This window comes from Cellulophaga sp. 3_MG-2023 (assembly GCF_030546975.1).
In the GTDB taxonomy this organism is placed as follows: Bacteria; Bacteroidota; Bacteroidia; order Flavobacteriales; family Flavobacteriaceae; genus Cellulophaga.
The window spans coordinates 1-12,047 of the sequence record NZ_JAUOPS010000008.1 but is presented as its reverse complement, the minus strand read 5'-3'; the positions used below and the strand labels follow the sequence as shown (position 1 = coordinate 12,047).

Genomic DNA, 12,047 nt, shown 5'->3' with positions numbered 1-12,047 from the left:
TTAATTTAATATTATTTTATGTCGGCTTGGTTTAAAAGAAAAGAAAAAGGAATACAAACAGCTACAGAAGAGAAAAAAGACACTCCTAAAGGATTGTGGTATAAATCTCCAACAGGTAAAATTGTTGAATCTGAAGTTTTAGCAAAGAATTTTTACGTTAGTCCAGAAGATGACTACCACGTAAGAATAGGAAGTAAGGAATATTTTGAAATACTTTTTGATGATAATAAGTTTAAAGAATTAGACGAAAAACTATCATCTAAAGACCCTTTAAAGTTTGAAGATACTAAGAAGTATGTAGATCGCTTAAAAGCAGCCGAGAAAAAAACAGGGCTACAAGACGCTGTTAGAACTGCAATAGGTAAATCTAATGGTAGTGATATTGTTATTGCTTGTATGGATTTTAGCTTTATTGGTGGCTCTATGGGAAGCGTTGTTGGTGAAAAAATAGCAAGAGCTATAGATTTTGCTATAAAAAAGAAGGTTCCTTTTATGATGATTTCAAAATCTGGAGGAGCACGTATGATGGAGGCTGCATTGTCTCTTATGCAACTTGCAAAAACATCTGTTAAGTTAGCGCAATTAGCAGAGGCTAATTTGCCATACATTTCTTTATGTACAGACCCAACAACTGGTGGTACTACAGCATCTTATGCAATGTTAGGTGATATTAATATATCTGAGCCTGGAGCCTTAATTGGTTTTGCAGGTCCTAGAATTGTAAAAGATACTACAGGTAAAGACCTTCCAGAAGGTTTTCAGTCTGCAGAATTTTTAAAAGAGCACGGATTTTTAGATTTTATTACACATAGAAGAGATTTAAAACAAAAAATAAATCTTTATCTAGATTTGATACAAAACAACCCTGTTCGTAAACAAAAACCTATTTCTGCTTAAGTCAAAATAGATTTTTACAATACTTTAATCCTTGCTTCTAGACGCTATTAATAGTTTATATAAGCAAGGATTATTTTTTTAAAACTGTGTAATACTTAAAAAAGTAGTTAGTAAACTTTATAATGGTTTATAAAATTAATGCCTTTATTAAAGTTTAAAAAATATTTTCTTCAAGAATAAAAGTCTCACAAATAAATTGTACATTTGCGGCTTGATTGAGATTCAGTCATATACATAAAAATCATTAAACAAATATTGGAATGTATTTAACAAAAGAAGTAAAAACCGAAATCTTTAAGAAACACGGTAAAAACGAAAAAGATTCTGGTACTGCAGAAGCACAAATTGCTTTGTTTACACACAGAATTAACCACTTAACTGGTCACTTAAGAAGAAATCACAAAGATTACAACACTGAGCGTTCTCTAGTTAAATTGGTAGGTAAAAGAAGAAGTCTTCTAGATTACTTAATCAAAAAAGATATTGTACGTTACCGTGCAATTATTGCAGAATTAGGTATTAGAAAATAATACATCAAGGGAAAGCATTGCTTTCCCTTTTTTTATACCAGCTAATTTATAATAATTATCTTAGCTAAAATTTAAAAGACCTTGTAGTAGTATAAGGCAAACTAAAAGCTTATTTATAGTTTTTCATTGGTCAACACAACAACACAACACCTCGTCTAACAAGACGTAAGACCATTGTTTAACAAGCCTTAAATAAAATATAAGGCTTTAAAAAAAATTTATGATTCCAAAAGTATTTAAAGAGGTCATAGACCTTGGGGACGGTAGAGAAATTTCTATTGAAACCGGAAAATTAGCAAAACAGGCCCACGGTTCTGTTGTTGTTCAATCTGGAAATTGTATGTTACTGTGTACATTAGTATCTAACTACAAACAAAGTGATGTAGATTTTCTTCCTTTAACGGTAGATTACCGTGAAAAGTTTGCTTCTGCAGGTCGTTACCCAGGAGGTTTCTTTAAAAGAGAAGCAAGACCTAGTGATGGTGAAGTTTTAACTATGCGTTTAGTAGACCGTGTTTTACGTCCACTTTTCCCAAAAGATTACCATGCAGAAACTCAAGTTATGATACAGTTAATGTCTCATGACGAAAATGTAATGCCAGACGCTATGGCTGGTTTAGCTGCTTCTGCTGCTATTCAGTTATCAGATGTTCCTTTTGAAACTCCTATTTCTGAAGCAAGAGTTGGTCGTATTAATGGTGAGTTTATCATTAACCCAACTAGAGCTCAATTAGAAGAATCTGACATTGATATGATGATTGGTGCTTCTGCTGACTCTGTAATGATGGTAGAAGGTGAAATGCTAGAAATTTCTGAAGAAGAAATGGCAGAAGCTATTAAATTTGCTCATGAAGCTATTAAAGCACAATGTGCAGCTCAAGTAAAATTAGCTGAGGCATTTGGTAAAAAAGATACACGTGAATATGATGCTGAAAGATCTGATGATGATTTAGTAAAGAAAATTCATGATATGGCATATGACAAAGTATATGCTGTAGCTAAGGCTGGTTCTTCTAAACACGAGAGAACTACTGCTTTTGGCGAAATTAAAGAAGAAATTAAAGCTACTTTTTCTGAAGAAGAATTAGCAGATTACGGTGGCTTGGTATCTAAATATTATGCTAAGGCAGAAAAAGCTGCAATACGTAACTTAACTTTAGATGAAGGTTTACGTTTAGATGGTCGTAAGACTGATGAAATTAGACCAATCTGGTGTGAGGTAGACTACCTACCATCTACCCACGGTTCTTCTATTTTTACACGTGGAGAAACTCAAGCATTAGCAACAGTTACTTTAGGTACATCTAGAGAAGCAAACCAAATAGATATGCCATCTTACGAAGGTGAAGAGCGTTTCTATTTACATTACAACTTCCCTCCTTTCTCAACTGGTGAGGCACGTCCTTTAAGAGGTACTTCTCGTCGTGAGGTTGGTCACGGTAATTTAGCACAACGTGCTTTAAAAAATATGGTTCCTGCAGATTGTCCTTACACTGTACGTGTAGTATCTGAAGTATTAGAATCTAACGGTTCTTCTTCTATGGCAACTGTTTGTGCTGGTACAATGGCATTAATGGATGCAGGCGTACAACTTAAAAAGCCGGTTTCTGGTATTGCTATGGGATTAATTTCTGATGCAGAAACAGGTAAATACGCTGTATTATCTGATATTTTAGGTGATGAAGATCACTTAGGAGATATGGACTTTAAAGTTACTGGTACTGCAGACGGTATTACTGCTTGCCAAATGGATATTAAAGTAAAAGGTCTTTCTTATGAAATTCTTGTAAACGCTTTAAAACAAGCTCGTGATGGTCGTTTACATATCTTAGGAAAATTAACAGATACTATTTCTGCTCCTGCTGGAGATGTTAAGTCTCACTCACCAAAAATGATCACTAGAAGAATTCCTAACGAATTTATTGGTGCATTAATTGGTCCAGGTGGTAAAGTTATTCAAGAGCTTCAAAAAGAAACAGGTACAACTATTGTTATCAATGAAGATCCTGTTACTGAAGAAGGTGTTGTAGAAATTTTAGGTACAGGACAAGATGGTATTGATGCTGTTTTAGCTAAAATTGACTCTTTACTGTTTAAGCCAGAAAAAGGTAGTGTATACGAAGTAAAAGTAATTAAAATGTTAGATTTTGGTGCTGTTGTAGAATATACAGAGGCTCCAGGAAATGAAGTTTTATTACACGTATCTGAATTAGCTTGGGAGCGTACAGAAAATGTTACTGATGTTGTAAATATGGGTGACGTTTTTGATGTAAAATACTTTGGTGTAGACCCAAGAACACGTAAAGAAAAAGTATCTAGAAAAGCTTTATTACCTAAACCAGAAGGTTATGTAGAAAGAGCTCCTAGAGAAAATAAAGGACGTAATGACAACAGAGGTAGAGATAATCGTGGACGTGACAATCGTCGTGACGATCGCAAACCTAGAGAAGATAAAAAAGAAGATTAATTTTTAGTTTTCTCAAAATAACAAAAGCCCAACAATTTAAATTTGTTGGGCTTTTTTTATCCTAAATTTTCCAAATAGCATTTAAAACTTATACTTTTAAAGTTACAAACACAAAATAATAGTACTTTAGCTTATCAATATAAAATAGCATAAAATGAAAACAAGAAGAACACTAGCCGCATTAACACTACTAATTACCTGTACACTATTACAGTCTTGTTACGTTGCTAAAAAATCTAATGACTTTTTTGGAATTGAAACCTCTAACCTTAACACCTTGTATCTTATAGATGTATCTGGAAGTATGGAAGGTATAGATGAAGGCTCTATAAAAGATCAAGTAATGAGAGAAGCTGGCAACAAAGCAGGCAATCAGGTGAGTAAAGTTATTGGTGGTAAAATTGGAAATTTACTAGGTAAGCAAGTAACCAAAGAAGCTACAAAATTAGGCGCTGTAAAACGCAAATTAATACCTGCTATTAAAGGTTTACCAGATGGCAAAAAATTTGTTGTTTTTACTTTTAATAATGATGTTACAAAACAAGCTACAGGATTTAGGGTTGCAAGTAACACTTCTAGAACATCATCAAACATTTTTGTTCAAAATTTAAAAGCTAACGGAGGCACCAATACGCTAGAAGGTTTACTAGAAGCATTATCTACAGCAGACGTACAAGAAATTGTTTTAATGAGTGACGGCTTACCTAACAGCGGGCCAGAATCTGTATTAGAAGAAATTAGAAAAGTAAATACTAACAATATTATTATACATACTATTGCTTTTGGTGAAGATGCAGACTTAAATTTTATGAGGACTTTAGCTCAAGAAAACAATGGTGTTTCAATCACCTCTAAAATGTAAGTATAAGCAAAAAATAGCGTTTGCTACACAAGTCAAAAAAACTCAAAAAAAGCCTTAAAATTAATATTTTAAGGCTTTTTTTATATAAAACAGTCATTTTTTATTCAAAACAGTCATTTTTACGCGACAGTCTGTCACCTCTAAATCATAAAAATTAAACTTCAAATTTAAAATATTTCAAACATTTTGCATATCAATTAACAACATCACAATCTAAATGTATATCATTAACAGATTAATGATTCCTTAAAATTAGATTTTGTTATCTGGACTCTCGCATAGTCCTTGTGCCATTAAGTGTATATAAAACAATATATACACAAAATGAAAGTATTAGTAATTGGTGCAGGTAATATGGGATTAACATACTCAGAAGGTATGTCTAAATCTCCACTTTTAAACAAACACAAACTTAGAATTTACGACACCGATCCAAAAAAAATTGAAACCCTTAGAGAAAATCCAGCATTTAATGTTTTTAAAAGCCTAGAAGATTGTTTGCCACAATCTGATTTAATTTTTATTGCTGTAAAGCCTTTTCATAGTGATGATTTGTTTGCTAAAATGAAAACTATGCTTAACAATCAGCAAATAATTGTATCCTTAATGGCTGGGGTTACTATACAATCTATTCAAGAGAGGTTAGCTGTAACCAAAGTAATACGTACAATGCCTAATTTACCAGCACAAGTTGGCAAAGGGGTTACATCGTACACAGAATCTAAAGATGTTTCTAAAATAGAACTATTAATGGTTCGTAATTTGTTAGACACTACCGGAACATCAATTCACGTTAAAACAGAAAATTTTATAGATGCTTCTACAGGTATTTCTGGTAGCGGACCTGCCTATGTATTTTATTTTATGCAATCTATGTTAGAGGCTGCTTTAAAAATGGGATTCTCAGACTATGATTCTAAAGTTCTTGTGAGTAGCACTTTTGAAGGCGCTATAGAACTATTTAACCAAAATGACATATCACCTAAAAAATGGATAGATCGTGTTGCTTCTAAAGGTGGCACAACCCAAGCTGCAATAGACTCTATGGAAGACAACAATGTAAAACAGCTTATACAAGATGCTGCTTACGCCGCATTTAATAGAGCCATAGAAATGGGTAAAGAAAAATAAAAATGGAAGTAAAAAGAGTAGTTGTAAAAGTAGGTACTAATGTACTTACAAATAAAGACAATAGAATTTTAGGGCCAATTTTAAAAGAACTTGTACGCCAAATCTCTGTTTTATATGAAAGAGATATCATGGTTGTGTTGGTATCATCTGGATCTGCAATTGCAGGAAAAGAAATATTAGGGGAAACTAATATCACAGACAAATCTACAAGAAGACAAGTGTACTCTTCTGTTGGTCAACCAAGATTAATGAGGCACTATTACAGTCTTTTTAGTGATTACGGTATGCGATGTGCACAGGTATTAGCAACTAAAAGAGATTTTGATTTAGGAATACATAGGGACAATATGATTAATTGTTATGAAGGTTTACTGTCTGAAGGCATAATACCAATTGCCAATGAAGATGATGCTGTTTCTGTAACAATGTCTATGTTTTCTGACAATGATGAATTAGCAAGCTTAGTTGCCGAGTTAATAGATGCTGATAGACTTATTATTTTATCAGATACAGATGGTTTGTATACTGGACACCCAGATGATAAAAACTCTAAAAAAATTAGCCAAGTTACACATGACCAAGATGTAGAACAATATGTTAAAGCAAGTGGAAAAAAAGAAGGGGAAGGTCGTGGTGGTATGGCTTCAAAATTAAAAATAGCTAAAAGCACCGCTAAAAAAGAGATTCCTACTTACATAGCAAATGGTAAAAAACAAAATGTTATTGTAGATATTATTGATAACAAAAAAATAGGAACAAAATTTATTCATTAAAATAAAAAATATGAAATTATTAAGCTCCAAAATAAAAAATGACGTTCTAGAGTCAATGATTAAAATTATTGATAATGACAGAGAAAAAATTCTAGAAGAGAATAAAAAAGATATTGAAGCTTTCAACAAAGAAGATCAAGCACTTTTAGACCGTTTAATAGTTAACAATAGCAAAATAGACGGAATGATTAAAGCTATTACGGAAGTAAAAAACCAAGAAGACCCTGTTAATCAAGAAATATCTAGCCTAACTTTAGATAGTGGATTAGTAGTTACCAACAAAACAGCCCCATTTGGCACTATACTTATTATTTATGAATCTAGACCAGATGTTACAATAGAGGCTGCAGTTTTAGCTTTTAAAGCAAATAATAAAATTTTATTAAAAGGAGGTAAAGAAGCCCTATACAGTAACAACATACTAGAAAAGTGTTGGCATAAAGCATTAGAAGAAAATAATGTATCTACAGACTGGATTAAGCTTTTACACTTAAAAAGAGAAGAAACACAAGATTTTTTAAAGAACCCTCCTGAAAAGCTAGATTTAATTGTGCCTAGAGGAGGCGAACGTTTAATAAAATTTGTAAAAGAACATGCTAGTTGCGCTGTTTTAGTAAGTGGTCGTGGTAATAACTTTTTATATGTTGCTGAAGATGCAAACTGGACTAAAGCAATAAATGTAATTGTAAACGCAAAAACTGATAAAATATCTGGTTGTAACGCATTAGATAAAGTGTTAATTAATAAAAACATTACTAATTACGAGGCTAAAATTAAAGAGTTAGAACAAGTATTAGATCAATTAAATGTTAGTATTATAACAGATAATAAAACGTCTAAAATAATACCCAATAACCAAGAGATTAAAAAAAATAGTACTTGGTCTCAAGAATTTTTATCATTAAAAATTCTTATTGGTGAGGTTGCCAATTTAGATGATGCTATAAAAAAAATTAATACTTACTCTGGCGGTCACTCTGCTGCTATTTTAACTGAGGACAAAGAAAAAGCAGATACATTTATGCAACAAGTAGACAGTGCAGCTGTATACCATAATGCATCAACCAGATTTACAGATGGCGGACAAATGGGTGTTGGTGCTGAGCTTGCAATTAGTACTGATAAATTACACCATAGAGGACCGCTTGGATTAAAACAATTGGTAACTAATAAATATTATGTCTTTGGAGACGGACACATAAGAGAATAGGCATAAAACATAGGTTTACCTCAATAAAAAGAGACTATTTCTAATATTAGAAACAGTCTCTTTTTTGCTTTTACAAAAATAAAACAATATCAAATTCCTTATTCTTTAACAAGTCTTTAACATTTTAAAGTCAAATACAATCTTTTTCTTAAGATATTCATAAATAAAAAAATAGAAAAATCTAAAATGGCATTGCGTTCGTAAAACTAAGAGAGAACAGAGTTAATAAACTATAATAATTATGAACACTATACCTATGCTATTAAAAACTTCATATCAAAAGACTGCTACTATTTTTCAGGATTTTAAAACATCTGTAGACGAAAAAGTAAGTGCTTCAAAAGAAAATAATTCATTGGCCATATTAGTATTAACTACTACATTTTTATTATTACTGGGGTCTATTTACTATATGGTAACTTTTCAAAACGATTTCCTTCAATTTAACCAAGACAGAACAAATTCTACTTTTGGATTAATATTTATGGGCATTGCCACTACCCTATTGGTTTTTAAAGTTGCTTTTTTCTTATTTGTGCTTTACAGATATTTTAAATATAAACCTATTGAGTCTGTTTCTGATGATAAATTACCAACAGTTACAGTTATAGTTCCTGCTTATAATGAAGGTAAACAGGTGTATGATACTTTAGTTAGCTTAATAAATAGTGATTTCCCTAAACAAAAACTACAGTTAATTTCTATTGATGATGGTAGTGCAGATGACACTTGGGATTGGATGCAAAAAGCAAAACAAAGGTTAGGTGATAGTGTAGAAATATACCAACAACCAGAAAATAAAGGAAAAAGACACGCTTTATATCGTGGTTTTAATATAGGTACAGGAGATGTTTTTGTTACTGTAGATAGTGATTCTATAGTAGACGCAGATACACTACGTAATTTAGTTAGCCCATTTGTTGTTAATGATAAAGTAGGTGCTGTTGCAGGTAACATTAGAGTATTAAATAAAGCTAAAGCACTAATACCAAAAATGTTAGATGTTAGTTTTGTTTTAAGTTTTGAGTTTGTACGTTCTGCAGAAAGCACATTAAATTCTGTTTTATGTACGCCAGGAGCATTGGCTGCTTACCGTAGTTCTGCTGTTTTTAAAATATTACCAAAGTGGATTAACCAAACTTTTATGGGAAAACCATCGGATATTGGAGAAGATAGAGCTATGACAAATATGATTTTAAAAGAAGGTAACCACGTACTTTTTCAAAGAAACGCAAATGCATACACTAACGTGCCAGAAAAATACAAAGGACTTTACAAAATGTTTATTAGATGGGGAAGAAGTAATGTACGTGAAAACATAGAAATGGCTAAATATGTATTTACAAACTTCAGAAAAGAATCTAAAGCTGGTTCTAGATTGTTGTTTTTAAATCAATCTATAAAAATAATAATGAGCTACCCATTTTTAATATTTATGTTATTCTTTGTAGCAACGCACCCACTATTATTTTTAAGCTCTACGTTATTTAGCATACTAATTTTATCTACTTTCTCTGTTATATTTTATTCTAACAAGTACAAGCCACAAGAATCTTTATGGGCTTATACATATAGTATTTTATACACGTTTGGCTTATTCTGGATTACTCCTTATGCAATAGCAACAGCAAGTAGAAGAGGTTGGCTAACTCGTGGATTAGCAGAAAAAAAATAGTTTTAAAAGACTAAAAATAATTTTTAAAAGTAGATATATACATCATATATCTACTTTTTTTATATCTGAATATTAACACATTAGAAAAAAAAGTAGACATTTTATAAGGTTAAAGTGTTTATTTCGACGAATTAATAAGAAAAAGATAAAATTAACATTACCAAAATGTAACATTTCTTGTTTTTCTACGTATAAGTATATGCAGCCCTTTGGTTGCGCGTAAATTATATATTAAATGAGACAGCTTAAAATTACAAAACAGGTTACCAACAGGGAAACCGCATCGCTAGATAAATATTTACAGGAAATTGGTAAAGTAGACTTAATTACTGCCGATGAAGAAGTAGAATTAGCACAGCGTATTAAAGCGGGAGACCAAGTAGCCTTAGAAAAATTAACTAAAGCAAACCTTAGGTTCGTAGTTTCTGTTGCTAAGCAATACCAAAATCAAGGTTTAACGTTACCAGATTTAATTAATGAAGGTAATTTAGGTCTTATTAAAGCTGCACAACGTTTTGATGAAACTCGTGGATTTAAATTTATCTCTTATGCTGTATGGTGGATTCGTCAATCTATATTACAAGCATTAGCAGAGCAATCTCGTATTGTACGTTTACCATTAAATAAAATTGGATCTATAAATAAGATTAATAAAACTTTTGCTTTCTTAGAACAAGCACATGAGCGCAAGCCATCTGCTGAAGAGATAGCTAAGGAATTAGATATGACTATTGAAGATGTAAAGCAGTCTTTAAAAAATTCTGGTCGCCACGTATCAATGGATGCTCCATTAATTGATGGTGAAGATTCTAACTTATATGATGTATTGCGCAGTGGCGAGTCTCCTAATCCAGATAGAGAGTTATTAATTGAATCTCTACGTACAGAAATAGAAAGAGCATTAGAAACACTAACACCAAGAGAAGCAGACGTTATACGTTTATACTTTGGTTTAGCAGAGCAACACTCTATGACTTTAGAAGAAATAGGAGAGACTTTTGATTTAACTCGAGAAAGAGTAAGACAAATTAAAGAAAAAGCTATTAGGAGGCTTAAACATACTTCTAGAAGCAAAATATTAAAAACATATCTTGGATAAACCATAACGGTTTAGAAGCGCAAATCATTTTTTTAACAACACATAACAACAGTAGTTGTCTTTTTGGTATAAAAATTGTAATTTGTGAACTGTAACAACAGTTTATCATGACTGTTCGTTTTTTGATTGATGAATGAACTCCGGCTGATTACCGGAGTTTTTCAATTTATATACCTAACATAGAGTTAACTAAACAAAACGCATCGTTTACTCATTCCCTATTTTTATTTTCTATAGTTTGATTTAAGTTTATCAAAATTTAACTCACAACTTATGAAAAAGATCATCACTTCAACATTAATGCTTACACTTTTAATATCCTCTTGTGACAAGAGGGTCAAAGAAAAGCAAACAGAACTAAAAAGCAATCAACAAGAAATTATTAATTCTGAAAATAAAAAAATAGCTGACTTACCATTTCAGATAGATTCAATAACAACTCAAATACTAATACATCCAATTATTTCTATTGATAAAGATTCAGAAAAATATATAAACAGAAGCTCATACAAGAACAATAATATCATTAATCAAGGAATTAGTCAGTATGGTGATGTAATCAACGGTAACATCGTTAATTTAAAGTTTGAAGCATTAAACACAAACAAATTAATTGCGTTATCATCAAAAGATATAAAAATTACCAGTATAACCTTTTTAAGAGATATTTATAACGAAACAAATAAAGAAATTCTACTCTATTCTATTACAGATACAGACACCAATTATGACAAGCAAATAGATCATAAAGATGAAGCTACTCTATATATAAGTTATATAGACGGTAGTAATTTTAAACGTCTATCATTAACTACTAAAGATATTGTACATCAATATAAATTCACATTAAATAAACAGCGCCTTTATTTTAATACTTTAGTCGATATAAACAAAGATGGCGCACTAACTACTCCCCAAGACAAACTACACTACGGTTTTGTAGCTCTTTTAAGTGATAACTTAGATATTACTCACTACAACCCCATATAAACAATAAAAGTCCTAGAAGTTAGCTTCTAGGACTTTTATTGTGTTTAGTATAATCTTATTACTGCTTGCTATAAAGTATTGTTTGTATAGCACATACAAAGCAGTTTATAATTTATAATCTTTGATTTTAGGGTATAAAAAAAGCCCTTATCGTTAAATAAGGGCTTCTCAAAAAAAAGGCGACGGCCTACTCTCCCACCTAGTGGCAGTACCATCGGCGCAGATGAGCTTAACTTCCCTGTTCGGAATGGAAAGGGGTGAGCCTCATCGCCATGGCCACCTTAAATTGTTTGTTAATTGTAATACACTATAGGTATTACACTCAACAGCTAGTTTTAAAGTAACTAACAAATATCGTTAACATAATTGGGACAGTGTGCGCCTTGGAAAGGGCACACGAAGAATATAAATAC

The 12,047-nt window shown here is 31.7% G+C and carries 10 protein-coding genes and 1 rRNA gene; 10 read left to right on the top strand and 1 reads right to left on the bottom strand.

Going from position 1 to position 12,047, the window contains the following annotated elements; genetic code table 11:
• The first annotated feature begins 18 nt into the window (after nucleotides 1-18).
• The 10 genes from accD to Q4487_RS15375 all read left to right on the top strand — a co-directional run bounded on the left by accD (nucleotide 19) and on the right by Q4487_RS15375 (nucleotide 11,634).
• The gene (gene accD, locus Q4487_RS15420; RefSeq protein WP_100895019.1) at nucleotides 19-897 is read left to right on the top strand and encodes an acetyl-CoA carboxylase, carboxyltransferase subunit beta; all 879 of its coding nucleotides are present in this window, start codon (nucleotides 19-21) and stop codon (nucleotides 895-897) included.
• 260 nt (nucleotides 898-1,157) lie between these two features.
• Nucleotides 1,158-1,427: a 30S ribosomal protein S15 gene (gene rpsO, locus Q4487_RS15415; RefSeq protein ID WP_072305038.1), complete on the top strand. Its 270-nt coding sequence runs from the start codon at nucleotides 1,158-1,160 to the stop codon at nucleotides 1,425-1,427.
• Nucleotides 1,428-1,647: 220 nt separating this feature from the next.
• Entirely contained in the window at nucleotides 1,648-3,894 is a 2,247-nt protein-coding gene (locus Q4487_RS15410; protein WP_303545565.1) for a polyribonucleotide nucleotidyltransferase, read from the top strand.
• A 154-nt stretch (nucleotides 3,895-4,048) separates the two neighbouring features.
• Nucleotides 4,049-4,756, top strand: a complete 708-nt coding sequence (locus tag Q4487_RS15405) for a VWA domain-containing protein (RefSeq protein ID WP_303545568.1) — start codon at nucleotides 4,049-4,051, stop codon at nucleotides 4,754-4,756.
• 324 nt (nucleotides 4,757-5,080) lie between these two features.
• Complete coding sequence (gene proC, locus Q4487_RS15400; protein ID WP_303545571.1) at nucleotides 5,081-5,887, top strand: pyrroline-5-carboxylate reductase; 807 nt, start codon at nucleotides 5,081-5,083, stop codon at nucleotides 5,885-5,887.
• Between the two features lie 2 nt (nucleotides 5,888-5,889).
• Nucleotides 5,890-6,660, top strand: a complete 771-nt coding sequence (gene proB / locus Q4487_RS15395) for a glutamate 5-kinase (protein WP_303545574.1) — start codon at nucleotides 5,890-5,892, stop codon at nucleotides 6,658-6,660.
• A 10-nt stretch (nucleotides 6,661-6,670) separates the two neighbouring features.
• A complete protein-coding gene (locus Q4487_RS15390) occupies nucleotides 6,671-7,870 on the top strand; it encodes a glutamate-5-semialdehyde dehydrogenase (protein ID WP_303545577.1) in 1,200 nt (399 codons plus the stop codon).
• 241 nt (nucleotides 7,871-8,111) lie between these two features.
• Nucleotides 8,112-9,545: a glycosyltransferase family 2 protein gene (locus Q4487_RS15385; RefSeq protein WP_100895013.1), complete on the top strand. Its 1,434-nt coding sequence runs from the start codon at nucleotides 8,112-8,114 to the stop codon at nucleotides 9,543-9,545.
• 235 nt (nucleotides 9,546-9,780) lie between these two features.
• Complete coding sequence (locus Q4487_RS15380; RefSeq protein ID WP_013620242.1) at nucleotides 9,781-10,644, top strand: RNA polymerase sigma factor RpoD/SigA; 864 nt, start codon at nucleotides 9,781-9,783, stop codon at nucleotides 10,642-10,644.
• Between the two features lie 273 nt (nucleotides 10,645-10,917).
• Nucleotides 10,918-11,634, top strand: coding sequence for a hypothetical protein (locus Q4487_RS15375; protein WP_303571901.1), 717 nt, complete (start codon nucleotides 10,918-10,920; stop codon nucleotides 11,632-11,634).
• 174 nt (nucleotides 11,635-11,808) lie between these two features.
• Here Q4487_RS15375 and rrf read toward each other — a convergent pair.
• Nucleotides 11,809-11,918: ribosomal RNA gene (gene rrf / locus Q4487_RS15370) — 5S ribosomal RNA — on the bottom strand.
• Nucleotides 11,919-12,047: the final 129 nt, after the last annotated feature.

Excerpts from the sequence above, each read along its gene's own strand:
- Q4487_RS15390 (WP_303545577.1), top strand. The coding sequence starts at position 6,671 with ATGAAATTATTAAGCTCCAAAATAAAAAATGACGTTCTAGAGTCAATG.
- proB (WP_303545574.1), top strand. The coding sequence starts at position 5,890 with ATGGAAGTAAAAAGAGTAGTTGTAAAAGTAGGTACTAATGTACTTACA.
- proC (WP_303545571.1), top strand. The coding sequence starts at position 5,081 with ATGAAAGTATTAGTAATTGGTGCAGGTAATATGGGATTAACATACTCA.
- Q4487_RS15405 (WP_303545568.1), top strand. The coding sequence starts at position 4,049 with ATGAAAACAAGAAGAACACTAGCCGCATTAACACTACTAATTACCTGT.
- Q4487_RS15375 (WP_303571901.1), top strand. The coding sequence starts at position 10,918 with ATGAAAAAGATCATCACTTCAACATTAATGCTTACACTTTTAATATCC.
- Q4487_RS15385 (WP_100895013.1), top strand. The coding sequence starts at position 8,112 with ATGAACACTATACCTATGCTATTAAAAACTTCATATCAAAAGACTGCT.
- Q4487_RS15380 (WP_013620242.1), top strand. The coding sequence starts at position 9,781 with ATGAGACAGCTTAAAATTACAAAACAGGTTACCAACAGGGAAACCGCA.
- Q4487_RS15410 (WP_303545565.1), top strand. The coding sequence starts at position 1,648 with ATGATTCCAAAAGTATTTAAAGAGGTCATAGACCTTGGGGACGGTAGA.
- accD (WP_100895019.1), top strand. The coding sequence starts at position 19 with ATGTCGGCTTGGTTTAAAAGAAAAGAAAAAGGAATACAAACAGCTACA.
- rpsO (WP_072305038.1), top strand. The coding sequence starts at position 1,158 with ATGTATTTAACAAAAGAAGTAAAAACCGAAATCTTTAAGAAACACGGT.